The 24,913-nt window shown below is 55.7% G+C and carries 22 protein-coding genes; 16 read left to right on the forward strand and 6 right to left on the reverse strand.

Annotation, left to right across the window (positions count from 1 at the left end; genetic code table 11):
- Positions 1-360 (reverse strand): c-type cytochrome, encoded by a 360-nt coding sequence (locus ACI1P1_RS07930; RefSeq protein WP_416215828.1) that lies wholly within the window; start codon positions 358-360, stop codon positions 1-3.
- Between the two features lie 158 nt (positions 361-518).
- Between ACI1P1_RS07930 and ACI1P1_RS07935 the strand changes: the two genes are divergently transcribed.
- Complete coding sequence (locus ACI1P1_RS07935; protein WP_416215829.1) at positions 519-3,413, forward strand: FAD-dependent oxidoreductase; 2,895 nt, start codon at positions 519-521, stop codon at positions 3,411-3,413.
- A gap of 614 nt (positions 3,414-4,027) precedes the next feature.
- Here ACI1P1_RS07935 and ACI1P1_RS07940 read toward each other — a convergent pair.
- Complete coding sequence (locus ACI1P1_RS07940) at positions 4,028-4,894, reverse strand: AraC family transcriptional regulator (RefSeq protein ID WP_416215830.1); 867 nt, start codon at positions 4,892-4,894, stop codon at positions 4,028-4,030.
- A gap of 403 nt (positions 4,895-5,297) precedes the next feature.
- On the opposite strand from ACI1P1_RS07940, the gene mutY reads away from it, so the two are divergent.
- The 6 genes from mutY to ACI1P1_RS07970 all read left to right on the forward strand — a co-directional run bounded on the left by mutY (position 5,298) and on the right by ACI1P1_RS07970 (position 11,402).
- Complete coding sequence (gene mutY, locus ACI1P1_RS07945) at positions 5,298-6,686, forward strand: A/G-specific adenine glycosylase (RefSeq protein ID WP_416215831.1); 1,389 nt, start codon at positions 5,298-5,300, stop codon at positions 6,684-6,686.
- Between the two features lie 269 nt (positions 6,687-6,955).
- The gene (locus tag ACI1P1_RS07950) at positions 6,956-7,705 is read left to right on the forward strand and encodes a metallophosphoesterase family protein (protein WP_416215832.1); all 750 of its coding nucleotides are present in this window, start codon (positions 6,956-6,958) and stop codon (positions 7,703-7,705) included.
- Between the two features lie 37 nt (positions 7,706-7,742).
- Entirely contained in the window at positions 7,743-8,306 is a 564-nt protein-coding gene (locus tag ACI1P1_RS07955) for an RBBP9/YdeN family alpha/beta hydrolase (protein WP_416215833.1), read from the forward strand.
- Positions 8,307-8,492: 186 nt separating this feature from the next.
- On the forward strand, positions 8,493-9,545 hold the full coding sequence (locus tag ACI1P1_RS07960; RefSeq protein WP_416215834.1) for an ABC transporter substrate-binding protein: 1,053 nt from the start codon (positions 8,493-8,495) through the stop codon (positions 9,543-9,545).
- Positions 9,542-10,252 carry a GTP-binding protein gene (locus ACI1P1_RS07965; protein ID WP_416215835.1) on the forward strand — a complete coding sequence of 237 codons (711 nt, stop codon included), beginning with the start codon at positions 9,542-9,544 and terminating at the stop codon, positions 10,250-10,252. The genes ACI1P1_RS07960 and ACI1P1_RS07965 overlap by 4 nt, the downstream gene beginning before the upstream one ends.
- Before the next feature lie 124 nt (positions 10,253-10,376).
- Entirely contained in the window at positions 10,377-11,402 is a 1,026-nt protein-coding gene (locus ACI1P1_RS07970; protein ID WP_416215836.1) for an ATP-binding cassette domain-containing protein, read from the forward strand.
- Positions 11,403-12,339: 937 nt separating this feature from the next.
- On the opposite strand, the gene pyk is transcribed toward ACI1P1_RS07970, so the two are convergent.
- On the reverse strand, positions 12,340-13,770 hold the full coding sequence (pyk, locus tag ACI1P1_RS07975; protein WP_416215837.1) for a pyruvate kinase: 1,431 nt from the start codon (positions 13,768-13,770) through the stop codon (positions 12,340-12,342).
- Between the two features lie 135 nt (positions 13,771-13,905).
- On the opposite strand from pyk, the gene ACI1P1_RS07980 reads away from it, so the two are divergent.
- The 7 genes from ACI1P1_RS07980 to ACI1P1_RS08010 all read left to right on the forward strand — a co-directional run bounded on the left by ACI1P1_RS07980 (position 13,906) and on the right by ACI1P1_RS08010 (position 20,323).
- Positions 13,906-14,823, forward strand: a complete 918-nt coding sequence (locus ACI1P1_RS07980) for a LysR substrate-binding domain-containing protein (RefSeq protein WP_416215947.1) — start codon at positions 13,906-13,908, stop codon at positions 14,821-14,823.
- Between the two features lie 166 nt (positions 14,824-14,989).
- Positions 14,990-15,241: a hypothetical protein gene (locus tag ACI1P1_RS07985; protein ID WP_416215838.1), complete on the forward strand. Its 252-nt coding sequence runs from the start codon at positions 14,990-14,992 to the stop codon at positions 15,239-15,241.
- Positions 15,217-15,567, forward strand: a complete 351-nt coding sequence (locus ACI1P1_RS07990) for a hypothetical protein (protein WP_416215839.1) — start codon at positions 15,217-15,219, stop codon at positions 15,565-15,567. Before ACI1P1_RS07985 ends, ACI1P1_RS07990 begins: the two co-directional genes overlap by 25 nt.
- 623 nt (positions 15,568-16,190) lie before the next feature.
- On the forward strand, positions 16,191-17,657 hold the full coding sequence (locus tag ACI1P1_RS07995) for a circularly permuted type 2 ATP-grasp protein (RefSeq protein WP_416215840.1): 1,467 nt from the start codon (positions 16,191-16,193) through the stop codon (positions 17,655-17,657).
- Between the two features lie 196 nt (positions 17,658-17,853).
- Entirely contained in the window at positions 17,854-18,810 is a 957-nt protein-coding gene (locus ACI1P1_RS08000; RefSeq protein ID WP_416215841.1) for an alpha-E domain-containing protein, read from the forward strand.
- Positions 18,807-19,670 carry a transglutaminase family protein gene (locus ACI1P1_RS08005; RefSeq protein ID WP_416215842.1) on the forward strand — a complete coding sequence of 288 codons (864 nt, stop codon included), beginning with the start codon at positions 18,807-18,809 and terminating at the stop codon, positions 19,668-19,670. The genes ACI1P1_RS08000 and ACI1P1_RS08005 overlap by 4 nt, the downstream gene beginning before the upstream one ends.
- A 239-nt stretch (positions 19,671-19,909) precedes the next feature.
- Positions 19,910-20,323: a GNAT family N-acetyltransferase gene (locus ACI1P1_RS08010; protein WP_416215843.1), complete on the forward strand. Its 414-nt coding sequence runs from the start codon at positions 19,910-19,912 to the stop codon at positions 20,321-20,323.
- 395 nt (positions 20,324-20,718) lie between these two features.
- On the opposite strand, the gene ACI1P1_RS08015 is transcribed toward ACI1P1_RS08010, so the two are convergent.
- The 3 genes from ACI1P1_RS08015 to ACI1P1_RS08025 form a co-directional block, all read right to left on the reverse strand.
- Positions 20,719-21,423 (reverse strand): DsbA family oxidoreductase, encoded by a 705-nt coding sequence (locus ACI1P1_RS08015; protein WP_416215844.1) that lies wholly within the window; start codon positions 21,421-21,423, stop codon positions 20,719-20,721.
- Positions 21,424-21,562: 139 nt separating this feature from the next.
- Complete coding sequence (locus tag ACI1P1_RS08020; protein WP_416215845.1) at positions 21,563-22,225, reverse strand: hypothetical protein; 663 nt, start codon at positions 22,223-22,225, stop codon at positions 21,563-21,565.
- A 170-nt stretch (positions 22,226-22,395) separates the two neighbouring features.
- Entirely contained in the window at positions 22,396-23,076 is a 681-nt protein-coding gene (locus tag ACI1P1_RS08025; protein ID WP_416215846.1) for a hypothetical protein, read from the reverse strand.
- Between the two features lie 221 nt (positions 23,077-23,297).
- Here ACI1P1_RS08025 and ACI1P1_RS08030 point away from each other — a divergent pair, with 221 nt between their 5' ends.
- Together ACI1P1_RS08030 and ACI1P1_RS08035 are read left to right on the forward strand one after the other, a co-directional pair.
- On the forward strand, positions 23,298-24,044 hold the full coding sequence (locus ACI1P1_RS08030; RefSeq protein ID WP_416215847.1) for a MerR family transcriptional regulator: 747 nt from the start codon (positions 23,298-23,300) through the stop codon (positions 24,042-24,044).
- Between the two features lie 350 nt (positions 24,045-24,394).
- Entirely contained in the window at positions 24,395-24,736 is a 342-nt protein-coding gene (locus ACI1P1_RS08035) for a DUF1801 domain-containing protein (RefSeq protein WP_416215848.1), read from the forward strand.
- Positions 24,737-24,913: the final 177 nt, after the last annotated feature.

Here is a 24,913-nt window from a genome sequence, read left to right on the forward strand (position 1 = left end):
TTATTTTTTCGACGCCAGCCAGTCTGTTAAGAGCTTGATTTCGTCCTCGCTGAGGCGGTCCTTGTAGGCGATCATGCCGTTGCCGCCGTGCAGGATCTTGTTTTTGATCTCATCCGGGGTGAGTGTTGCCCCTACCTTGTCCATTTTGGTGTTGGCCATCTTGCCCTCCAGCTGCGGGCCGTGGCAAACCAGGCAGTTTTTCTTATAAAGCTCAACAGCAGCTTGGACATTAGGGTCTGTGGAATTTTCGTCCACTACCGGCTGTGCGGTTTTGCCGCCGGAGGTTCCGCAGGCTGCGAGCATTACCGCCAAAGCGGCGGGCAACAGGAAACCCGCTGACGTTTTACGGAATAGATCCATGTTGCGGATGCCTCCTTTCATTTGAACATATAGTGGGTAAGCCTGTTTGCTTCCCATTTCCAATATACGCCAAAGCGGCGGAGCAAGGCAACCAAACCAACCAATTAACGTCTGTTCGGCAGACGGGGCATAGAGGTACAGAAAGTGAGGAGAGCAGCATGAATCGGGCATTATCGGCAAGTTCCCGCCGGGCGCTTATCCATGATCTGGAGGCGGGCACCTTCGATCTGGTGATCATCGGAGGGGGAATTACCGGAGCAGGAATTGCATGGGACGCAGCCAAAAGGGGCTTAAAAGCAGTGCTGATCGAACAAGGAGATTTTGCATCGGGGACCAGCAGCCGTTCCACCAAGCTGATTCACGGCGGCCTCCGGTATTTGAAGAAGGGAGAAATCCGCCTGGTCAAGGAGGTGGGACGGGAGCGGGAGTGGCTGTACGGAAGCGCTCCCCATCTGCTGACGCCTGCGCCCATGCTGCTTCCCCTTTATAAAGGAGGCACCTTCGGGTATTGGAGTGCGTCTGTCGGCCTTGCGGTGTACGACCGGCTGGCAGGTGTTTTGAAGAGCGAGCGCCGGGTAATGCTCCGTGCGGGCAGAGCCGCCAAGCAGGAGCCGCTGCTTAATGGCGAGGGCCTGAAGGGGGCCGGGCTGTATTATGAATACCGTTCCGACGACGCCCGGCTTACGGTTGAGGTGCTAAAAACGGCCAACAAACACGGGGCTGTGGTAGTTAACTACATGCAGGCGGCGGATTTCCTGTATTACAAGTCCAAGGTATGCGGAGTGAGAGCCGTTGACCGGCTTACCGGGCTGGAGGTAGATATCCGGGCCAAGAAGGTCGTGAATGCGGCAGGGCCGTGGGTGGATCTGGTGCGGGCCAAGGACCATGCCATCCGGGGCAAAACCCTGCTCCTGACCAAAGGCATCCATCTGGTGGTCAGCCAAAGCAAGCTCCCGGTGAAGCAGGCGGCCTATTTTGATGCGCCGGACGGGCGGATGATTTTTGTGATTCCCCGGGGCAAAAAAACCTACATCGGCACCACCGATACGGTGTATAACGGCGATCCCGGCCTGGTCCGGGTAACGGAAAGCGACCGTGATTACCTGCTGAAGGCGGTGTCGGCGGTTTTTCCCCGGGTGAAGCTCACAGTTAATGATGTGGAAGCCATGTGGGCGGGGCTGCGTCCGTTGATCCATCAGGAGGGTAAAAGCCCGTCGGATATTTCCCGGAAGGATGAAATCTGGGAATCCCCCTCGGGGCTGATCACCATAGCCGGGGGCAAGCTGACAGGCTTCAGGAAGATGGCGGAAAAAACCGTGGATACCATTGCGGACCGCATTGCTTCCGAATCCAGACAGACCTTCGCCCCGTGCACCACGGACAGGGAAACCATCAGCGGCGGGGATCCTGGGCGCTGTGAAACCTATGAGGAGCTGCGGGAGCAGCTTTTGGAATATGGCGTCAAACGCGGATTGAACGCCAAAACGGTGAATGAGCTGTTGGACCGGTACGGCTCCAACATGACCAAAATCTATAAGCGGCTGGCGGAGCTGGACAAAGGCTTCCGCACCTGGAAGCCGGAGCCTTCCGCTGCCAAACGCGGCGCTGCGCCAGATCCGGGAAGACGGTCTGATGCCGGACGAGCGGACGGCGGCGGGAGCTTCGGCGGGCGGAGGGCACAGGCGGAGAGTTATCCGCCGGCAGCTGTACCGGACAGCGGTCGGTGGGCGTCCTCTGCTCCTGCGAGGGAAGGGGAACGAGGCCGGGTAAACGATGCGGGGCCGGGAGCGGAGAGCTTCCGGAGAGAGGAAATACCGGAACGGCCTGCTCCGGCATCCCCTTCCGCCTCCGCTATGGCCCGCAAGCCTGCCACACCAGAACAGGGCAAAATGAGCGCCGGGGAACGGGCGGCTTGGATCGAGGAGTGGAACCGCCGGGAGCAGAAGGCGGCTGCCGCCTCCAATGCAGAGGAGCGGGCCAAGTGGATCCGGGAATGGAACCAGCGGAAGCGGATTGCCGAAGAGGAAGAACTGGGGGCTCCTCCTGCAGCTGTGGAGTCTGCGGAAGCGCAAAAGCTGGATTTTGCTGCGACGAACGGTGGGGCTTCTGTTGATGGGCAGTGGGAGCGGGAGGTTTATGCCGATCCTGTTCAGCCGGACAAAACCTCCGCCCCGGTGGAGGATGCCTGGCGCAAGCTGGAGGAGCTGACGGGACATCTGCGGCATGAAGAGCGGGATGTTAAGCCGGGTAAGGGTCCTGAAGCGGAGATGGGCGGCGGTTACGAAAAAGCGGCTGAGGCGCCGCAACGCCCGGAAGAGGCTGGCGCTCCGGGGCTGCACAGGCTCGGAGCAACCGGGGAAGAGGAGCTTCCCGGGCGGAATGCGGCCTGGACCGACGAGGATGCCCGTGGCTGGTGGAGCGGAGCGGATGAGGCCGGCACCTGGAACAGGTTGGAGCGGGAAGTGGCCGATCATGGAGCTGCCCAAAATGAGTGGGCTCAGCCGGAAACCGATGAAGCGCGTGGACATTCCGGGGACTATGGGGAATGGGATCAGCAAGCCGAAGCTGATGCCTGGCAGGGCACAGATCGGGATGTTGAGTGGAATCACACCTCTGCTGCGGAGGACGGCTGGAACGAAGAGGAACAACCCGGTTGGTCCGGACCGGCGGATACCGAGGCGTCGGCGGAGTCTCCCGATGATTCGGATGGGTTAGAGGCGGAACCCTTCTACCAGAGCGAATCGCTGGATTTGGAGGAAGCAGAGGCGGAGAAAGGGGACGGATATTTCCATTCGCTGGAATACAAGCTGCTGAAGGCGGAGGTCCACTACTGCGTGGAGGAGGAAATGACCGTCCAAGCGGCGGATTTCCTGATCCGGCGTACGGGGCTCCTCTATTTTGACCGGGAGCGGGCGGAGGAAATCGCCATAGATGTCATCGAAATTATGGCGGAGCTGCTGGACTGGACCGAGCGTGAGGTAACGGACCAGAAGCTGCAGCTGGCCAAGGAATGGGAGCTTGCAACTACCGCCTACAAGTGGGAGCAGGACTAAACGGTTAATTGGCAGACGCGGGAATGAGGGCGCCGGGATAACCGGCGATGCCGGGGAAAACTGAGAATGCCCTGGACTTTAAGTAACCAGAGCTTTCCGCATGTATATGGCCTCCGGCTAAGCCGGGGGCTTGTTTGTTAGGCGGGATAGTAGGGGAGTGTGATTCTAGATGGGCGTGGGGCGAGTGAGGGTGTGGTGAGGAGTTACATGAACGTGAGTGTGAGAGTGCGAGGGCAAGCGTCAGCGCCAAGAGGGCAGTGTGTGCTGTTGGCGTGAGTGTGCGGGTGTGGGGCATTACATAGGACGGAGCAATAACGGACTGTGGGGGCGGAAGCGTGGGATGAAACTGTAACGGACCGTGGTTCCGCTATTTCGGGTAAAAGGGGCTGTTCCTGTTTTTAAAGGACCGAGGAGCCGCTATTTGCCTGGGAAATCCCCGAATGCACCACTTTGGAGGCAAATAAGGGCTGCTCGGTCCGTAAGATTCAGGAAAGGGCAAAATCCGGCGGAATAGCGGATCGTCGGTCCGTAAGAGGGGCAGCCCGTAAGAACAGCGGTCCGTAAGATGGCGGCGGCAAGATCCGGAGGACGACGTTATGCGGGAGGGACGAAGGTTATTCGTCCTTCCGTTTCACCGGGGCCAGGCGGTTGCGTTTGGCGTAGTCCCGGGGGGAGATGCCCTCGATTTTTTTGAAAATGCGGCTGAAGTAGAACTCATCGGTGTACCCCACACTCTGGGCGATGGCCTTGAGCCGGTAATCCGAAAGCGCCAGCAATTCCTTGGCCCGGTCGATTCGAAGGTGGGTGAGGTATTCGATGGGGCTGTAGCCGACGGATTTTTTGAACAGGCGGGAATAGTGGCTGGCGCTTAAGCCCGCCATTTGGGCCAGACCCTCCAGGGTAAGCTGCTCCTGATAATGGCTGATCATGTAGTCCTGGGTGTGGTCGATGGCCACGGTGGTATCTCCCGCAAGCTGCTGGGCGCGGAAGTCCTGGAGCAGCGATAGCAGGAATTCGTGAAGGTGGATGCCGCGGCGCATGGCGGTCATATGGCCCCGGCGCTGCCAAAGCTTGTCCAGCTGCTCCATCAGATGGATGAGCTGCGGCGTGTTATGAACGGTATAAGCGCCCTCTAAGGGGAATGGGCACTCCTCGGCGGGGCGGGCGAGCCACTGTTCTTTTTCCCAATAAGCCTCCGTGTAGTTGAACCGCAGGAAATAATACTCCAGCGGGTTCTCCGGCTCATGGCTGCGTTCGATGCGCATACCGGGGTGGTGGAAAAAAATCTTGCCCGGTTCGGCCGGATACGGAGTGCCGTTGATGGTGAAGGTGCCTTTGCCTTTGACAATCAGCCAGATGGAATGATACTTCATGACCACCAGTGGGCGCTGCCAGTCGCGGGCGGCTTTTTGATGGCCGATCAACAGGATATTGATGACCAGCCGGTTGAGTCTGGCGGCCAGGTCTCCGATATTCAGCATGGGTGCCTCCGTTTAAGGGTGTGTCTGAAAACTCCGAGGGGAGTAGATTTTACCGAATTTTCGTTCCGGGCAAGGCACTTTTGCGTTAGTTCACCGGAGGGTACGTCAAGCGAAAGTAACGATAGCTCGGGGCGAAAAGGCGGTGAAAGATGCCCTCAAGCGAGTTTTTAGACACGCCCTAGTTGAAATTGTCTGAAAAACATGAGACGCTATCCTGAAAGAACAGGGTACAGGGCGTAGAACACCCCGAAATCGATAAATCCGGTTGGAAAGTCTCTGTAAGCAAAGTATAAGTTTTGGCCTGTTGTAAAATCAACCCGCTTCTGCGGAAAGCTTCGCATTCCCGTTAGCGGGAGGCTGCGGCGCTGCCGGCGGCGGCCAAGCAAACAAGGAGGAACCCGTTTTGGATAAACAGCAAGAGGAGTTGGCACAGGAGCGGTTCTCGTTGCCCTTGCTAACGTGGTATAAAGCCGGGAACCGGGACCTGCCCTGGAGAAGGAGCCGGAACCCGTATCATATTTGGGTGTCGGAGATTATGCTGCAGCAGACCCGGGTGGAGACGGTGATTCCGTTTTTTAACCGGTTTATGGAGCTGTTCCCGACGGTGGACAAGCTGGCGGATGCGCCGGAGGAGCAGGTGCTGAAGGCCTGGGAGGGGCTCGGCTATTACTCGCGGGCGCGGAATCTGCAGGCGGCGGCGCGGGACGTGCGGGATCACTTCGGAGGGGTTGTGCCCCATACGCCGGAGGGGATTGCCAGCCTTAAGGGGGTTGGGCCGTATACCGCCGGTGCGATTATGAGCATTGCCTACAATCTGCCGGAGCCTGCGGTGGACGGCAATGTGATGCGGGTGCTGTCGCGGTATTTTCTGTTGGAGGAGGATATTGCCAAACCTTCCACCCGCATCGGGATTGAAAAGCTGGCACGTTCACTTATCCCCGAGAGTGAGGCGGGGGGATTCAACCAGGCGCTGATGGAGCTGGGCGCTACCATCTGTACGCCCAAATCCCCCCACTGCCTGCCATGCCCGGTGATGGAGCATTGCGCCGCCCGTCTGGCGGGCAGGGCGGAGGAGCTGCCGCTGAAGGCGAAGGCCAAACCTCCCCGCCCGGAGCACCGCGCCGTTGCCCTGGTAGAGGGCACGGGCGCCAACGCGGGGCGCATTCTGGTCCGCCAGCGGCCTGTCGAAGGCCTGCTGGCGCGGATGTGGGAGCTGCCGCATGTGCAGCTCCCGGAAGGGCTGCTTGCCGGAGGCGGGGATGCCGGTGACGGCATCTCCGCCGCTGCGGCAAGCCCGGGGCGTGGCCGGGGCGCAGCCCGCCGGCCGCGGGGGTTGGCCGCCGCCGGGAGCGGAGCGGCGGCGGGGCCGGAAGCCCATGGCCGGGCCATGGGCTTCCTGGCGGCTGCGCTGGCAGCGGAGGAGGGCGCCGCGGTCCTGCCGGTGGAATGGCTGATGGATGCGGAGCATCTGTTCAGCCATATCCGGTGGGACCTGGCGGTGTACCGCTGCCGGCCCGCGCCGGATTTTGGCGCCGTCGGAACGGCGGCGCAGGGCTATGCGGCGGCGGAGAGTGCCGCGTGGTACGGTGGGGCGGCTGCAGACAGCGCCGTCCCCATGGGCCAGGGCGCTGCTCCCGGCGCGGCGCCGGGGATGGCCCAGTCCCGCGGCAGTGGCGGCCTGCCGCCCCGCTACCGCTGGATGAGCTGGGAGGAACTGGACCAGCTGGCTTTCCCCAACGTGTTTTTGCGCATATTGAAAGCCTACCGGGAAGGAATCCAGGGGCAGCAATAGGGGCGCGTACTCGAAAAATCATACACAAACCACCGGCTAGTGGGTAAAACAGGTAATTATACTCGAAAAATCATATCCAAACCATCAGTTAGCGGAAAAAAGGTTAATTATACTTGAAAAACCGAATATAAACCATCAGTTAGTGGGCAAACCAGCAGCATGGGCCATAGCAATCGCATACACCCCAGCACATGGTACACAGAGGCGCCGCCCAAAAGGGAAGGGCGGGCAACCCCAAAAGCATTTAATAAAAATGGAGGCGGTTCTCGATGAAGCTTGCTTTTATCTCCGATATTCATGGCAATTACCATGCGCTGGAGGCGGTGCTGCTGGATATTGCCACCCTCAAGGCGGACAAAATTTATGTGCTGGGGGACTTGGTGTTCAAAGGCCCCATGCCTGCCGAATGTGTGCGGAGAATCCGCCAGCTGGATACGGTGGTGATCCAGGGCAATATTGACGAACTGGTGGGCTGCAATCTCATCCAGCCGGGTTTTGCCAAGTCAGAGGAGCAGCAGGCGGCCTTGCTGGAAGAAATGGAATGGACTCGGAAACAGTTAACCCCGGAGGAACTGGAATATTTGGCCGGCCTGCCCTTTTCCCATGAGGAGGAGCCCGTAAAGGGTCTGCGCTTCCGCATGGTACATGCCAATCCCCGCAATCTGCTGGAGCAGGTGCTGCCAACAGATGTAGAGGAGCAGGTGTTGACCCGCATGTTCGAGGGAACGGAAGCCCGCATCGTGCTTTACGGACACATCCATATGCCTTACCTCCGCCACATCGGTGGCAAGGTGGTAGCCAATACCGGCAGCGTCGGGCTGCCCTTTGACGGTAATACAGCCGCTTCTTATGCTGTGCTGGAGATTGATGAGCCGTATGCGGGCTCAGCACCTGTCTTCTCCCTGGGCATCCGCAGGGTGCCATACGATGTGGAGGCAGCAGTTCGTGCGTTCGAAGGGACGGAGCATCCTTTTGCGGAAAATGTGATAACCGCGCTGCGGGCGGGCAAACGCCCCTGACCCCGGCAGGTTGACAGACGAAATGGAGGAAAGTGTTGTGAAACGCAGCTTTTTGATTCTTTACGGTCTGGGCGGCAGTGGTCCTGACCATTGGCAATCCTGGCTGGCACGCGGGCTTAGCGCCCGTGGGGAAACGGTCCATTACCCCAGCTTGCCCAATCCGGATCATCCGGACAAGGAGCAGTGGCTTGCTGACCTGGCCCAATCCATCGATGCCATTCCCGAAGATGAGGAGCTGACGGTGGTGGCCCACAGCCTGGCTTGTATCCTGTGGTTCCATTATGCGGCCCAAGGAGTCCGGCGCAAGGCGGAGCGTGTGTTTCTGGTGGCACCGCCTTCCGTCCATACCAGGCTGGAGGAGGTAGCAAGCTTTTTCCCTGTGCCGGACCGTCTGGAGGAGCTGCAGCACGCAGCTGCGCAAACCCTTCTGATCCTGTCCACCACAGATCCGTATTGCTCCTTGGAGGATGCCCTCGTTTACAAAAGAATGGGCGTGCCCAGTCTAACCTTGCCTGATATGGGCCATATCAATGTGGCTTCCGGGTATGGCCCCTGGGAGTGGATTCTGAAGCTGTGTCTCAATGGCAGCCCGATTCTGTAAGGAGCTGCGAGGAAATTAGCGGTACTTTATTTCGTCGCAGTCTCTAAGCCGGGAAGAGCCACAACGGAAATATATCCATACTTTTCTTCCGGACTGCACCCTGATTCTTCAGGCGTGCAGTTTTTATGTTATATAACCTGACATAGACACAGAATTGTGCTTAGGCCCTGCTGGAAGAAGAATGGTATGATACGGGTAAAATGTCCGTTGGAGGTGGTCCGGTTGAACGGGAAAATCCAAGAAAAGGGATGGGCGGGATATGATTTTGTTCCGACGCTGCTGGCGATGATGCCCTGTCCGTTAAAGGTGCCGGTGGAGGAGGATTTCGCCAGGCGGGAGGAAGCGGGGGAATGGGCGGGCTTCGATACGTCGAGGATTGTGTTTGAGGGGAATGCCACCCAAACCGGATTTTATGAGCAGGTCAAGGCCTACCGGCATGAGGATGAGCTGCCGGAGCTGATTATCTCCCCGGGCATCAGCAGCTTTTTTCATTCGGATTTCCGGGAAAAATTCCTGGAGCGCGGCGTGTTTGCGGATGTGACGGACGGCTGGAGGGGCAATCCCCGTTTTGGCAATCTGGAGCTGGTTGATCCGAAGGGCTGGTATACGGTGCTTTGTGTGAACCCGCTGGTGATGGTGGCGGATCTGACCCGTTTGGACGGCCTGCCTGTTCCACGGTCCTGGGCAGAGCTGCTGAAGCCCGAGTGGAGCCGGAGGGTGAATATGCGGGGCAAAAACAACAAGGATTTTTGCGAAACCACGCTGCTGACCCTTCGCCATGTTTTTGGCCCGGAGGCGGTGGAGCGGTTCGGAGAGTCTGTGAAGGATGGGCTGCATCCTGCCCAAATGGTTAAGCTGGCGGGCACGGGACATGCCGATGCGCCTGCGGTATCGGTGATGCCGTATTTTTATGCCAAAACCATTCCCCGCAAGGACAAAACCGCCATTATCTGGCCGGAGGAGGGAGCTATCGCAAGTCCGGTGTTCCTGTTGGCCAAAGCCGCGTCGCGTGAGCGCCTCCAGCCGCTGACGGATTATCTCACAGGACCCGGAGTGTCGGCCTTGTACGAAAATGCCTGCTTCCCCGCCCTGAACCCTTCGGTGGAGAGCAAACTGCCGCCCGATGCCAAGCTGATGTGGATGGGTTGGGATTTGGTGTGGCATGAGGATATCGGATCGGTGAAGCTGGACACGGAGGAACGTTTCATGAGGGGCTACTGCAAGGGGCGGAGCCTATGAAGCTGATTACGTTGGCCGGGCCTCCCTCCAGCGGCAAAACCTCTGTACTCCTGCGCATTATTGAAGCGCTGAGTGAAGCGGGAAAACGCACGGGCGTAGTTAAATTTGATTGTATGGCCACCTTTGACGACAGGCTATACCAGGAAAAGGGAATTCCTGTTCTGGTTGGGCTGTCCGGGAATCTGTGCCCTGACCATTATTTTGTTACCAATATTGCCTCCTGTTTAGAGTGGGGAAGCTCCATAGGGGCGGATATGCTGATTACGGAAAGCGCCGGGCTGTGCAACCGCTGCTCGCCTTACATCCGGCAGGTCCAGTCGGTCTGCGTCATTGACCATCTGTCTGGGCTCAACACCCCTGCCAAAATCGGGCCTATGCTCAAGCTGGCGGATACGGTGATTCTCACCAAGGGGGATATTGTCTCCCAGGCAGAGCGGGAGGTGTTCCGCTACCGGGTGCGGAAGGCCAATCCCAAGGCGGAGATTATTCCGATGAATGGGCTTACCGGACAGGGAAAGGAAAGGGCGAGGGATGTGTTTTTGACGGCGCCGGAGGTAGAGTCGCTGGATGGCTCCAAGCTGCGGTTTTCCATGCCTGCGGCGGTGTGCTCCTACTGTCTGGGGGAAACCAGGATTGGTGAGGATGCCCAGATGGGCAATGTACGGAAGCTGTGGACGCCTGCAGAGGAGGGGGAGGCTGGGGGTTGAGGGCGGCGGCAGGTGTCTTGAGTGCATCCCCCGTCCGATGCTCCCAGGCACCTCATCGTGCGGATAGGCGTCATGGCGATTTGCAGCTTCCATACCACAAAACTAACAAGGAGGCAGAATCATCATGGAACAGGTGCAATCCATTACCATCTGCGGCGGCCGTGACAAAAACGGGCAGCCCGAGGACTGCCGGCTCCACCTTGTTCCGGGGGACATTGCGGCTGTGGTTGGCCCCACCGGTTCGGGCAAAAGTCGGTTGCTGGCGGATATCGAGTACCTGGCCCAGCGGGATACCCCCAGCGGCAGGCAGATATTGTTGAACGGCCAGCCCCCTGACCCGGCGGAGCGGTTCGGCATCGGTACCAAGCTCATCGCCCAGCTGTCGCAAAATATGAATTTTGTGCTGGATGCCACGGTGGGGGAGTTTATTGCCATGCACGCGGCTTGTCTGGAGCTAGAGGAGCCGGGAGGGAGCTTGTCAACTGAAACAGGAGTAGAGCAGGCGGGAATCGGCTCGCGAACCGGTTTTTCTGCGGGTGGGCACGGTGCGGGACGGGCAGAAGCTCTAGAGGGTAAAGGGAGTTATGGGGCGGGACAGACAGAGGCTGGGGAGGGTAAAGGGAGTTGTGGAGCGGGACAGACAGAGGCTGGAGTTGGTAAAGAGAGCTGTTCCAAAGCTTACGTGGAGGCGAGTGAGGTTGGGTTCGTCTCCCAAAGCGGCGGCCGGAGTCTGGCGGAGCAGGTGCTGGAGCAGGCCAACCGGCTGGCGGGGGAGGCCTTTACGCTGGACACACCGCTTACGGCGCTGAGCGGCGGGCAATCCCGGGCGTTGATGATAGCCGATACGGCCATTCTTTCCGACTCGCCCATCGTGCTGATCGACGAGATCGAAAATGCCGGCATCGACAAACGGCTGGCCCTGGAGATTCTGGTGGACCGCCAAAAGATTGTGATCATGGCTACGCATGATCCGATTCTCGCCTTATCCGGGCATTACCGGCTGGTGCTGGGTAACGGCGCCTTGAAGGGTGTGCTGAAAACGGAGGCGGGTGAGCTGGAGCTGCTGGAGGAGCTGCGTGCAGCCGATTTGCGGCTGGCGGCCATCCGCCGGGCGCTGCGGGCAGGGGAGCGGCTTCATCCGGGGGTGTAACCGGCACAGAAAGCGGTGGTCGATGCTGCATGGGGAGTGGGGGCCTGGAATGGGGTAACGGGCATTAGGCGTACGCCATCGTTTCACCATACGCCATCGTTTCAGCTTGCGCTGTCCGTGAAGTTGCCGCTGCTCGTGAAGCATGTACTGGCTCCCGAAGCATGTACTGGCTCCCGAAGCATGTACTGGCTCCAGAAGCATGTACTGCTCCTAAAACATGTACTCCTCCCGAAAGCATGCCCTCCCCGGGAAGCATAAGCAGTTCCTGAAGCTATTGCTGCCCTAAAGCATGAGCTGTCCCGGAAGCATTCACTGTCTCTAAGCATGCGCTGTCCATGAATAAAAGCGGCAGAACGGGCCTGGTGCCTCGTCCTGCCGCTTTGGCTGGTTGGTTCTGGAGCAGTATAATAAGGTGTACGTGCAAGGGGGAAATGATAGCGGACAACAAATGTATGCTAAACCGCCGGGAGTGGGGCAATCCGGGCAAATAAGATACATGTTTTGTATGCTATTGAGCCAAAACCGGCTCAAAACAGGATGAAAAATATCAATAGCATACATTGTATGGCGCTTACATGGCTGCTGGAGGCGGGTATGGAGCCAATAGCATACATTGTTTGGCGCTTACATGCTGCGACGGTGTGACAATTATGCTGGGTGTAGCGGGTATGAAGATCGTGACGAGTGTTACGCGTATGACGGGTGTAACGGATGTGACGAGCGAGACGAGCGTTACGGATGTGACGGTGTGACGAGCGTAACGGGCCTATCGGGTGTAACGAACGTCACGGACGTACGCGACACATGAATGTGGCCGGGCGCACGGTGTGTACGCTGGCCGGAGTATGTCGGTGTGTGTTGTGGCTATTCGTACTGCCTCATGTCTCGCCCCGCGCCAACAGGCAGGCCGCCTCTTCCGGCGGCCTGCCTATGCAGCTTACAGCGCGTCGCCCACGTGGTGGATACGCAGCAGGTTGGTGGTTCCGGTGGCACCCGCCGGAACGCCTGCGGTAACCACTACCAGGTCGCCGTCCTGCAGATGGCCGGCGGCCTTGGCCAGCTCCACAGCGGCCAGAATGGCCTCGTCCGTGCTGGCCACCTGCTCCTTGCGGAGCACGGGGATTACACCCCAGGACACGGTCAGCGCATGAAGCACGCTGGATTTGGAGGAAACGGCGATCACCGGCGCCTTGGGCTTGTGCTTGGCGATCATCCGGGCGGTAAAGCCGCTTTCGGTCAGCGCCAGAATTGCCTTGGCACCCAGCTCCAGTGCGGCTTGCGCTACGGCTTGACCGATTGCCCCGGTTACGTCGTGGGTTTTGCGGTCAGCCTGCAGGGTCAGCCAACTGTAGCTGTCTAATGCACCCTCTGCCTTGGCGGCGATACGAGCCATGGTTTCCACGGACTCCAGCGGATACTTGCCTGCGGCGGACTCGCCGGAGAGCATAACCGCATCGGTGCCGTCGAACACGGCGTTGGCCACGTCGCCTGCTTCCGCACGGGTGGGGCGGGGGTTCTGCTGCATGGACTCCAGCATATGAGTCGCGGTGATAACAGGTTTGCCGGCCAGGTTACAGCGGCGGATCATATCCTTTTGAACCAGGGGAACATCTTCAACGGGAAGATCTACACCCAGGTCGCCACGGGCGACCATAATGCCGTCGGCTACAGAGATGATGGCGTCGAGATTTTCCACACCCTCATCGTTTTCAATCTTGGCGATAACCTGGATATGGCCGGCGCCCAGCTCGTCCAGGATATGCTTGATCTCCAGAATATCCTCGGCCTTGCGCACGAAGGATTGGGCGATAATATCAATCTTCTGCTCCACGCCGTACTTGATATGGCGGATATCCTTTTCGGTGACGCCGGGCAGGCTGGTTTTGACGCCGGGAACATTGACGCCCTTGCGGGGCTTCAGACGGCCGCCGTTTCTAATCAGACAGGTGATCTCGGTGCCTTCAGCCTTCACGACCTCCAAACGGACCAGACCGTCGTCGATCAGGATGATGCCGCCGGGCTTCACGTCCTGGGGCAGCTGTTTATAAGTAACATGAATACGTTCTTTGGTGCCAAGCACTTCTTCGGTGGTGAGGGTGACGTGTTCGCCGGGAACCAGCTCTACGAAGGCCTCTTCCATCTTGCCGATGCGGATTTCGGGACCTTTGGTATCGATGAGGACAGCCACATAGGCATTCTCGGCGGCTGCCGCTTCCCGAATGTTGCGGATACGGGCGGTATGCTCCTCCGGCTCGCCGTGTGCGAAGTTCAACCGGGCCACGCTCATGCCTGCGCGAATCAGCTTGCGCAGCATCTCCGGACTTTCGCTGGCCGGTCCGATGGTACAGACAATTTTCGTTTTACGCATTACTCTCCACTCCTTGTCCGTGTTTAGTGCTTGTGAATTTTTTCTCTATCTCTTAGAATAAAGGAAAAGCAATCATAAGAAAAATATATATTTTTTCGTTTTTCATCAATTTTGATGTAGGAAGCAGGTGTAATGATGAATTTGCACGCCCTGAGGATTTTCCATACCGTTGCGGAAAAAGGGGGAGTGACCCGGGCTTCGGAGGATTTGCTGATCAGCCAGCCGGCAGTGACCGCCCAGGTGCGCAATCTGGAGAAGGAGCTGGGGTTTGCGCTGCTGGCTCCCAAGGGCCGGGGAGCGCTCCTGACGGACGGGGGCAGGCTGGTGGCGGATTATGCCAAACGGCTGTTTGCCCTGGAGCGGGAGATTGAGTCGGGCATCCGGGAGTACAAGGCCGGCTTCAGCGGCGTGCTGCGGATTGTAGCTACCTATCTGCCTGCCAACCTGCTTTTGCCTGAATGGCTGGCACGCTACAAGCAGGAGCATCCCCAGGTGGAGGTGGTGCTGACCACCGTAAATTCCCGGGAGGCGGTGGAGCAACTGCTTCATTATGACGCAGAGGTGGCGGTGTACGGGGGCGGCTGGGAAGAGCAGCCGGGGATTGCCTGGGAGCAGCTGCTGGAGGACGAGCTGTGGTTTATTGTTCCCAACAGCCATCCTTATGCAGGCCAGGAAATCTCTTTGGCGGAGATGATGAAGGTTCCTTTTATATTGAGAGAGGAAGGCAGCTCCACCCGGGAGCGGCTCTTCTCGCTGTGCCGGGCGCTGAATGTGAATCCGCCCAAGGTAGGCCTGCAGTTTAATGGTGTGGGCGAGGCGGTGCGTGCGGTTATTGCCGGGTACGGAGCGAATTTTATCTCCTCCATGGCGGTGCGCGACTATGTGGAGCGCAAGGAGGTATCCCGGGTGTTTGTCCGGGGCTTGACACTGATGAATCCCATCGCGGTATGTACCCGCAAGGAGGAGATGCTGTCCCCTGTGGCGGAAGCCTTCGTAGGGCTGATCCGCGGCGAGGTGAAATGGTGGCAAAAACGCCCCAGGGGCGGGGTATAACCAGCTTGAAGACGGTCAGCCGCGGCTTGGACTAGCGGTAAATCACGCGTGCCTGCGACCAGGACAATAACGATAAGAAACGCCTTCCGGATTTTGCGGAAAGGCGTTTATTCTTGTGTTCAGATATTCCTTTACTTGGTATAATCAGGGAATAAGGAGACCCCGGATGAAAGCGGCTAAGCCATGGCTGATGTTTGTTCTGCTGGGAGGGATGCTGGCCGCAGGCGGCTGTGAGGAGAATGGGGAAGGACAGTCTGGGGAATGGCCCCGACGTATGGGCAATGTCCCGGAATGGGCCTTCACCTTCATCCGCTGCTTCCGGTTTTTCTCTGCCCCCTACCTTAGGCGAACCGTCCCCCGAAGCAATAAACAGCACTATCGGCTGAGGCCGCAATGCCCGCCTTTAAGCCTTACCTGACGGAAACGGAGAATGGCCTGCGATTGGAGTGGGATACAACCCTCCATCCCGACGTAACCATTATGCAGACACTGGTTTCCCCGGAGGCGAACAAGCTTGCGGTTCATCTTGTAAGGCGTCTTGCATACGTTAAGGGAAGGGAACATTTTCTCATGGATGCCGTGATTGTGGACCCCGCCGGAAACAGCCTGCGGACCGTTCCCCTTGCGGATGTGCTGATGAATGACGGGATGGACAGCTACACCGGAAGTTCCTTGCGGTGGGACATGGTTTTGACCGGGAGGAAAGACTTATTCTCACAATGCCGGCAACGCGGCAGGGCATGAATGCAGTACGACGTGCAGGCTTTCGATATCCGGACAGGCATAACCTCTCTTCCCGTGCAAAATGTGATCCCTGATCCGAGCTAACGGGCTGGCTGGCGGACAGCGGCGCGGCGGCTGCTCATTGACCGAAAGACCCGTTGTTATATGGCGCAAGGGGAGGAGTTTGAAGATACAGGAAAACAAGGAGAGCATTTTATTCTGGTATCCAACCCCGGCCAGGAGCCAATCCCCTGGACAGTGTCATATCCAGGAGACTCTATAACCCTGTATGACTATTTTCCGGCCACTCAACGAACCCACCACACCCGCCTTCGCGGCAACGAGTATAGAAGCGGATATTGTCTATGATTCCGAAGAGGGATATATACATCTGAAATGATTCTCGGTCATGTTGGCCATTTATTCAAGTTTTCTGAAAAACCATGTAAAGATACTTGACATAAAAATGGGGCGAGACTACACTTATTCTTATAAAACTATAGAATCTACACTTTATTCCTTTTTGAACCCGCAATTTTATGTCATGTTTATGTTATATAGTGCTGAAATCGGATTGTTGAGGCGGTCGGAATGTTTCCCCGTGCGGATGATGGACGTTTTTTATATGAAGGGGGCTTGAAGCTATGGGAGCGGTGGAGCGGTCGCCGATTGCGCCTTATGCGCTGGAAGGTTTCTATGATGAGATGTTTGCGGAAAACGGCATGCAGGTCCGTTCCCATTACAGCCAGGTGTTCGATCAGCTCGCGTCCCTGAAGGCGGGGGAGGCGGGAGCCAAACAGGCGGCCTTCAACCGGCGGATGATGGAGGAGGGCATCACCTTCACTCTGTATTCCCCCTCCCAGATCCAGCCCCTGGAACGGACGATTCCCTTCGATCTGATTCCCCGGGTGATTCCCAAGGAAGAGTGGGATGTCCTGGAGAAAGGGCTCCTGCAGCGGATTACGGCCTTGAACCGGTTTGTGTATGACGTGTATCACGGGCAGCAGATTGTGAAGGATGGCATTGTGCCCCGGCGGATGGTGGTGGCCAACAAGTATTTCCGCCCGGAGATGATGCATGTGCGGGTGCCGGAGGATGTATATATCACTACGTCCGGCATCGACCTCATCCGCGATGAGCACGGCGCTTATTATGTGCTGGAGGATAACCTGCGTTGTCCCTCTGGATTTTCGTACCTGTTCAAAAGCCGCTCCATGATGAACCAGCTCTACCCGGAGCTGACCCTGTCCTCCTCCATCCGGGATGTGGAGCATAGCCTCAACCGGTTTCTGACTGTCTTGCGCAGCCTTTGCCCTACCCGGAAAAAAGACCCCGTCATTGCGCTCTTGACCCCCGGTGAATACAACTCCGCCTATTATGAGCATACCTTTCTGGCCCAGCAGATGGGGATTCATCTGGTTGAAGGCCGGGACCTGGTGGTGATGGACCATAAGGTGTTTATCCGCGGTCTGGGCGGACTGACCCAGGTGGATGTGATCTACCGGCGGATTGATGACGACTATCTGGACCCGCTTGCTTTTGACCCGACCTCCATGCTGGGGGTGGCGGGAATCATGAATGCCTACCGGGCAGGCAATGTGGCTATTGTGAATGCGCCGGGAACTGGTGTGGCTGACGACAAGGCTATGTACGCCTATGTGCCGGATATGATCCGCTACTACTTGAAGGAAGAGCCGATTATCGGGAATGTGCCCACTTATGTGCTGTCCCGGCCGGAGGAGCGGGGATATGTGCTGTCCCGTCTCCACGAAATGGTGGTGAAGGAAACATCGCTGTCCGGCGGATACGGCATGCTGATCGGTCCTTCCGCATCGGAGGCGGAAATCGATGAGTTCCGGGCCAAAATTATGGCTGACCCGGGCCGTTATATCGCCCAGCCCACCATCCGGCTGTCGCGGGCTCCCGTACTGACCGGAGGCCAGCTGGCGCCGCGGCATATCGACCTGCGCGCCTTCATCCTCATGGGTGGAGGAACAGCAGGAGTTCATGTGATTCCCGGGGGATTAACCCGCGTGGCCATGACGGAGGGTTCGCTGGTGGTGAATTCCTCCCAAGGCGGCGGCTGCAAGGATACCTGGGTAATGGCGTAATACGTTCCCCCAAAAGTGAAGTTGAGCTGACGAAGCGTATTCCGATTACTTTTGGGGGTGCCCCCGAAAAAAGCCCCCAAAAGTGAAGAGAGCTGACGAAGCTTAATCCGGTTACTTTTGGGGGAGCCCCCGGATACAAGACAAGATGAAGGATGAACGGAAAGAACAACTATCGTAAGAGAGGCGGGGGATTGCCATGCTGAACCGCAATGCGGAGGCTTTGTTCTGGATCGGACGCTACATGGAAAGAGCGGAAAATCACGCCCGTCTGGTGGATGTTCATTACCATATTCAGCATGAAGGAGATTTTGCCCACGAGGAGCATAAGTGGTCCCGTCTGGTGGATGCGTTCGGAGCCAGAGGGGATTATCTCCAGCAGTTCGAGCAGTTTACAGAGCGGGATGTGATTTCCTTCATTACCCTGGACAGGGGCTACGGCAATTCTCTGTTTTCCTGTGTGTCCCTGGCCCGGAGCAATCTGCGCACCATCCGGGAGAAGGTCCCGAGCGAGCTCTGGGAGGCGGCCAACTCCTTTTACCTGTGGCTTGGGGAGGTGCAGGTGGCAGATATTCTGGATGAGGGCCCCAATAACTTTTTCCGGCGGGTGAAGGAAAAGGTGGCGGTGTTCCAAGGTGTGGAGCATTCTGTTATGCAGCGGGAGCAGGAGTGGCATTTCATCGAATGCGGCCGTTTTCTGGAGCGGGCGGAAAATACGGTGCGGATTCTCCAGTCGGTACTTGGTGCCATCCGGGCGGATCAGGCGGCCCCTTACCCGTACCTGATGGCAGTTCTCAAATCCGTCAGCGGCTACCAAGCGTTCCGGCGGGTATATGCCGACGGGCTGTCCGGTCCGCATATTATGGAATTTCTCCTGACCAAGGAGAGCTTTCCCCGCTCGGTCTACTTCTCCTTCCTGCAGTTGGAGGAGCATCTGGAGGAGATCAGTCTCTACGAAGGGGAGCAGCCTTATTCCCAGCATGAAAAAGCACGGCGCAAAGCGGGCAGGCTGAAGGCGGAGCTGGGCTGTCTGGACCGTGACGATCTGGGCCTGCCGGAGACGGCGCTGCTGCTGGAGCAGCTGACGGAGGGCTGCCGCAGCCTGGGGAGGACCATGGCGGATACCTTTTTTCGAATGGAGGCGGCAGCCCAATGAAGCTGGAAATTCAGCATATGACCCGTTATTCCTACGCGGATTCGGCTACGGACAGTGTCAATGAGGTCCGGCTGACCCCCCGCACCAACAGCAGGCAATCCTGCTACAGCCATGAGGTAAGTGTGGAGCCGTCCACGGCTCTGTTGACCTATGAGGACTATTTCGGCAACCGGGTTCATGCCTTCACGGTGAATAAAGCCCACCGGCAGCTGACCATCCGGGTCAAGTCCGTGGTGAGCACCCAGGAGACGGTATGGCCGGAGCCTGCCCTGCGGCCGCAGGCGGAGCTGGAATTGATGCGGACAGATACCTTTTATGACCGGTTTGTGGAGTATCTGCTGCCGACGGTGTACACGGCGTTTACGCCGGAGCTTGAGGCGTATGCCCAACCGTACGGGCCAGGTGACGAGGGCATTTATCCTTGGGCCCAGGAGCTGAACAAGCGGATTCATGAAGACCTGACCTATGACCCGGATGCAACCCATGTGCACACAACAGTGAAGGAAACCCTGGAGCTGCGGCGGGGGGTCTGCCAGGAATACGCCCACCTGATGCTGGCGGTTTGCCGGTATCATGGCGTGCCGGCGCGGTATGTCAGCGGCTACCACTTTGTCGGGGATATCACCGGGAACAATGCGGATTTTGAGCAGGCGTCCCATGCCTGGGTGGAGGTGTTGATTCCGGGCAGCGGCTGGCGGGGCTTCGATCCCACCAACCAGGTGGAGACAGGCTGGCGCTACGTGAAGCTGGGCCACGGCCGTGATTACAAGGACATCGTTCCCGTGAAGGGCATCTACCGGGGCAGCGGCAGCCAAAACCTGACGGTGAAGGTGGACGTGCGCAAGGTGGAGGAGGATTAAAGCTTAGAACAGCAGTTATCCGGCATCAGCTGCTGATACGGCAGATATAGGAAAAGAAAGCCTGTCTGGTTCCGCGCGAATGCGGCGAAGGATGGGCTTTTTTTGGCGTGCGGCACAGGTTCCCCGATCCGGTGTGCGCCCTTTTTTTGTCTAGGCAAGATTGGAAAATTCCAGTATAATGCTCCCAAAGTATCATCAAGATCCGGCACCGGGGTTACATGAGTCAAGGGGGCATTCTAATGCATATCGAATTTGACGGTTACCTGATTAGCGATGACAAAATGCTGCTGTCGGTGGAGGCGATCTCCGGCTTTTTGGGGCGGAGCTACTGGGCGTCAGAAAGGCCTGTGGAGGTGATCGAAGCCTCCATCCGGAACTCCCTTTGTTACGGCTTGTACCATGAAGGCAGGCAAATTGGCTTCGCCCGGGCGGTCACAGATCTGGCCACCATGTATTGGCTGGCGGATGTGTACGTGGACGAAGCCTACCGTGGTACGGGACTGGGCAAAAAACTGGTGGATGCGGTGATCAACTCCGAGGAGCTGCGCGGCCTGACGGGTAGACTGGGTACTAAGGACGCTCATGAGTTGTACAAACAATTCGGCTTTGTCATGGATGAGGGTAAGGCCATGGCAAGGAGAGCGGGGGGCTAATCAGGTCACTCCGCATTGCAAAAGGAGCCATGGGCTAACATGACTTCTCCGCAGCAATAGCCGCTTTAAGGGCGGACAGCTTTAATGAGATGGATGACGCTAATAAGACCGTATCCTTTGACCTTGGGCGGTCTATTTGCGCATTTGTTCGGCTAACGAATCTGTAACACGCTATTTTGCCAAAATAGGCATGCTAATAAAATCTAACGAATCTCAGCCACGCTATTTGTCTCGTTTGAAGGCATTTGGGCGCCAATTCGGACAAATAGCGTTGCTAGGATTCGTTAGATTGAAGAAAGGCCCATATGTGGCCAAATAGCGTTTCTCAGATTCGTTAGAGATTCCTTACCGGCCAAAAACAAAGGAGCTACCCATTGAGCAGCTCCTTTTTCTCATTAATTAACCGAGCACGATCCGTCCTGGCAAATACCTGCGTCTCCATCATTGCCGATGATCTTCAGTGGCTGAGTTTCCTGCCAGAGTGTCTCCAGTGTTTTGAGGAAAACCTCTGTGGGTTGCGCCCCGGAAACAGCATACTTCCGATCGATGACGAAGAAGGGCACTCCGGTGACCCCCAACTGCTGCGCTTCCTCTTCATCAGCGCGGACGTCTTCGGCATAGTCGTTTCCGGCCAGCATCGTCAGGGTTGCGGTGCGGTCCAGACCGGCTTTTTGCGCCAAATCCGCCAGGGTGTTATGGTCACCCAAAAGGAGAGAATCCGTAAAGTAGGCCCGAAACAGCTCGTTGATGGCATCGTCCCGTTTACCTTCCTCTGCTGCGTAATGCGTCAAGCGGTGGGCATCGAAGGTGTTAGTCAATTTCATCGAGTCCATATTAAAGGTAAGCCCGACTTCTTTAGCCTGGTCAGTGAGATTTTTGTTCATGGCGATGGCTTTGTCGCGGGTCATGCCATATTTGGCAGCCAGCATATGGTGGACGTCATGCTCTACTGTTTGGGGAGCCCGGGGGTCCAGCTCGAAGCTTTTGAAGACCACTTCCACCTGATCCCGGTGGGCAAACTGCTCCAGGGCAGCCTCCAGACGATGTTTTCCTATATAGCAGAAGGGGCAGGCGAAATCTGACCATACTTCAATTTTCATGAGGTAGGCTCCTTTCGTTTTGAGATGTAACTATTATAGTTACATCTTCATTTTATAGTCAACCCGACTTAAATAATGAAGTATACATTATGGGACACTTTATAATAAAAGTGAAAAAGGATAAAAATATGGATTCATATTACTTAAACCTAAATTCTCCAGCCAGAGTATCCACGCCTTTTAGGTAGATTGAGACAACTTTGTCATCAATAAAGGTGACTACTGCTTCATTGCTATAAGTGTTAGTGATTTTTTCCTCTATCTTTTCAGATTGAATTGGAATCCCCCATGCTGCTTTAACACTTAGCTGAGCATCATTAACCATTACTTTTTTATTATTTATTTCAAGAAGGGTATTATAGTTGGTTTTGTCAAAGCATATCCCAGAGGGGAGTGTCAATGTGTGCGAGCTTTTCAAGAATGAATATTGACCCAAACTGGTTTGAATAATGACTTTTTCGTAAATGTGTCTTTTGAAGGTAAATATTCCTTCATTCCCCTTCTCATCAATCGCATTGTTAGTTAGTCTTTCCATAATCTGAATTTGCTCTAATAAGTTAAACTGATCAAATCGTTCGTTTGCGGTGAGAGGCAAGGTCCCTTTTTCGTGATCCACAAGCTCAGAGATGAGCCCCGTAATGAAGGGATAATAATAGTTTAAATTATTTGCGTATTTCTCTGTACCCTTTAATAGCAATGCATGTTGATTAGGCCGAATGATTTTATTATTTGTATAATATGCTATCAAAATAACGGATAAAAAGATCAGAAAGAATATGATATATGTCAGCTTTTTCTTCATTATGATTTTCCCCTGGACCTTGTATTTGTATTACAGTTTACAAAGTTTCATTATCTTTTAGCCTTACCAGTGGGTACACCCGCTGAAGTATTAATGACTTTTAATAAAATGAAGATTGCTTTCAATATAAAATGGGATCACCCGAGACCATATTAAAATTTAGATTCATGCTAATCTGTTTTTTCAATAGATGCTGCTTTCTCTGGAATGTCTCCGTGTACTCTCCTTGTATAGTTGACTCGGCCACCTAGAAATTCGACAGCCCATATTGTACCTGTGGTTATATTCTTGATATGAACAGTAGCGACAACCCCTCCAAACCGATCCGGCTGTCCTTCTGGGGTTTGATCTAGATATTCGAAGATCATGGAAGGAACAGAGTTTCTCATGTATGCCAAAGCCTTGTATTTATAGCCGCGGTTCCTGCGATGCTGCCCATACCCTACATAAGCCAGACACACTGTCACTAAGAACATACAGAGGAGGGTGAGGCCAATTATTTCGTTTATAAAATCTTCCTCTTCATTCACAGCAAGAAGCACCAACGGTGGAGTGGATGGATCTCGCTTGGCCATAGGCATTAATCTGCCGTTATTAAATCCAACTTCCTGGATTTCTCCTGTATTTACATCTCTGAGACGAACATCGACGAAATGGCCTGCAAGTGGCCGATACTCGCTAGGGGTTTCATCCACATATTCAAACTTTGTGGAAGGATCAAACTTTTTCATATAAGCCATAGCCCTATATTTATAAGTACTGGTTTTCTGGTGATGCTCATACCCTGCGTAAGCCAGACCCACCATCAGTACAATCAGACATAGGAGAGTAATGCCAACTTTTTTGCTCATCAAGTTCACCCCTCTTTTGGTGAAGGTTATTCGGTATTCAAATTTATAGAATTATTGTATAAGTTTGTTTGTGAAAGTGCACGTCCTATTATGCCTATTTTGAGGGTTAAACTTTAATGCAATGAACATTTTTTACCACAACGCTGCTTATTCCTTAAAAAAATAATTGACTCTCACGTTACGTGATCCTTTAGAGTAAGTGGTGAAGGGAGATGCAGAGGATGAAGGTAAAGGAAGTCGCCGAGCTGACGGGGGTCAGTGTGCGCACGCTGCACCACTATGATGAGATCGGGCTTTTGAAGCCGGAGGAAAAGACGGAATCCGGATACCGCATTTACTCCGGCGCCAATCTGGAAACTCTGCAGCAGGTCCTGTTTTTCCGGGAGCTGGGGTTTTCCCTGACGAAGATCAAGGAGATTATCACGGATCCTGACTATGACCGCACCGAAGCGTTGGCGCTTCAGCGGCGGATGCTCGTGGACCGACGCGGGCAGCTGGACCGGATGATCAAGGTGATCGACCAAACCATCCGACACCATAAAGGAGAGATTCACATGACCGATAAAGAGAAGTTTGCGGGATTTGATTTTACCAAAGGCAACCCGTATGAGAAGGAGGCGCGGCAGCGCTGGGGCGACAAGGCGGTAGACAGCTCCAACGCCCGGTTGGGGGCCATGTCCAAGGAGGAGCAGGAGAAGCTGGGGCAGGAGATGAATGAGATTTACTTCAAGCTGGCCGACTTGCGACACATGTCCCCTGAATCGGATGAAGCTCAAGCTGCCATTAAGCTGTGGTGGGAATATCTCAACCGGATGGGCAGCTATTCGCCTGAAGCGTTCAAGGGTCTGGGCGAGATGTATGTCTGTGACGAACGTTTCACCAAGAACATTGATAAGTTCGGTGAAGGGTTGGCCGTATTCATGCGGGATGCCATGGCGGTATTCGCGGATCGGGCGGCTGCCGAATAAGAGAGCCTCTTGAAGGCAGCGGGGTTAAGCAAGCCACCGTATATTGACCCGCGGAGCATCTATAATGAGCCGCAGGCGCCCAGCGACTTGTGTAAGATCAAGCCCCTGGCTGCCTGCGGCTTTTCTTGATTGTCAAGCTTAAAACAAATTTATCCAAGGAGCTTGCCGGGCCAGGTTCTAAGGAGAAATTTAACTTTTAAACCAGGGTCGGGAAGGGAAATCAGTGGGGAATGTTGAAAAAAAGATGAGTGAATTTTATTGGACTGTCGATTCATAACGAGAAGCTGCGAGGCAGGCTTGCTTCCGATTGTGCAACTGAATAAATGAAGGTTACGGGAGGAGAATGACAAATGAACCAAGAGGTTACCGACTTTATCGGGAAAGTCAAAGAATCGTGGCAAGCCGGTCTATGCCAAGAATTACGCCAAGTCGTCCACAGTGCCATTCCCGATGTTCAGGAACGCATACAATACAATAAGCCTCATTTCCTGAAGAACAAAAAGTATGCAGCGGTGATCTCGACCTCAAAGGATGCTGTTAGCTTCACGATTTTCAACGCGGCGGAGCTGGAGCTGCCCGAAGGAATGTTCGACGGCCCCCCGGAGCGGAAGACGATCAAGTTCCGTAGTGGTGAGCAGATTGATAGCGGAATGCTAACCGATTTGGTAAAACAAGCCTCCCGTACTCTCTAGCACGAAAGCCGCCCAGCATCGGGGCGGTTTCTTTCCGATATGTCGATTATTCCATTGATGATTCTTCAGTGGGTATGATCATGAATAGTTGGATCGTCGCCGAAACTAGAGCTCACGCAAGAAAACGGAGAAAACAAAAACAGGTCTATCATGGTGGCATCTGACCATAATCGACCT

The organism is Paenibacillus mesotrionivorans, from assembly GCF_046098205.1.
Taxonomy (GTDB): domain Bacteria; phylum Bacillota; class Bacilli; order Paenibacillales; family NBRC-103111; genus Paenibacillus_AR; species Paenibacillus_AR mesotrionivorans.

Coding starts and splice junctions, on each gene's coding strand:
- ACI1P1_RS07930 (WP_416215828.1), bottom strand. CDS start 360: ATGGATCTATTCCGTAAAACGTCAGCGGGTTTCCTGTTGCCCGCCGCT.
- ACI1P1_RS07935 (WP_416215829.1), top strand. CDS start 519: ATGAATCGGGCATTATCGGCAAGTTCCCGCCGGGCGCTTATCCATGAT.
- ACI1P1_RS07940 (WP_416215830.1), bottom strand. CDS start 4,894: ATGCTGAATATCGGAGACCTGGCCGCCAGACTCAACCGGCTGGTCATC.
- ACI1P1_RS07950 (WP_416215832.1), top strand. CDS start 6,956: ATGAAGCTTGCTTTTATCTCCGATATTCATGGCAATTACCATGCGCTG.
- ACI1P1_RS07960 (WP_416215834.1), top strand. CDS start 8,493: ATGATACGGGTAAAATGTCCGTTGGAGGTGGTCCGGTTGAACGGGAAA.
- ACI1P1_RS07965 (WP_416215835.1), top strand. CDS start 9,542: ATGAAGCTGATTACGTTGGCCGGGCCTCCCTCCAGCGGCAAAACCTCT.
- ACI1P1_RS07970 (WP_416215836.1), top strand. CDS start 10,377: ATGGAACAGGTGCAATCCATTACCATCTGCGGCGGCCGTGACAAAAAC.
- pyk (WP_416215837.1), bottom strand. CDS start 13,770: ATGCGTAAAACGAAAATTGTCTGTACCATCGGACCGGCCAGCGAAAGT.
- ACI1P1_RS07980 (WP_416215947.1), top strand. CDS start 13,906: ATGAATTTGCACGCCCTGAGGATTTTCCATACCGTTGCGGAAAAAGGG.
- ACI1P1_RS07985 (WP_416215838.1), top strand. CDS start 14,990: ATGAAAGCGGCTAAGCCATGGCTGATGTTTGTTCTGCTGGGAGGGATG.
- ACI1P1_RS07990 (WP_416215839.1), top strand. CDS start 15,217: ATGCCCGCCTTTAAGCCTTACCTGACGGAAACGGAGAATGGCCTGCGA.
- ACI1P1_RS07995 (WP_416215840.1), top strand. CDS start 16,191: ATGGGAGCGGTGGAGCGGTCGCCGATTGCGCCTTATGCGCTGGAAGGT.
- ACI1P1_RS08000 (WP_416215841.1), top strand. CDS start 17,854: ATGCTGAACCGCAATGCGGAGGCTTTGTTCTGGATCGGACGCTACATG.
- ACI1P1_RS08005 (WP_416215842.1), top strand. CDS start 18,807: ATGAAGCTGGAAATTCAGCATATGACCCGTTATTCCTACGCGGATTCG.
- ACI1P1_RS08010 (WP_416215843.1), top strand. CDS start 19,910: ATGCATATCGAATTTGACGGTTACCTGATTAGCGATGACAAAATGCTG.
- ACI1P1_RS08015 (WP_416215844.1), bottom strand. CDS start 21,423: ATGAAAATTGAAGTATGGTCAGATTTCGCCTGCCCCTTCTGCTATATA.
- ACI1P1_RS08020 (WP_416215845.1), bottom strand. CDS start 22,225: ATGAAGAAAAAGCTGACATATATCATATTCTTTCTGATCTTTTTATCC.
- ACI1P1_RS08025 (WP_416215846.1), bottom strand. CDS start 23,076: ATGAGCAAAAAAGTTGGCATTACTCTCCTATGTCTGATTGTACTGATG.
- ACI1P1_RS08030 (WP_416215847.1), top strand. CDS start 23,298: ATGAAGGTAAAGGAAGTCGCCGAGCTGACGGGGGTCAGTGTGCGCACG.
- ACI1P1_RS08035 (WP_416215848.1), top strand. CDS start 24,395: ATGAACCAAGAGGTTACCGACTTTATCGGGAAAGTCAAAGAATCGTGG.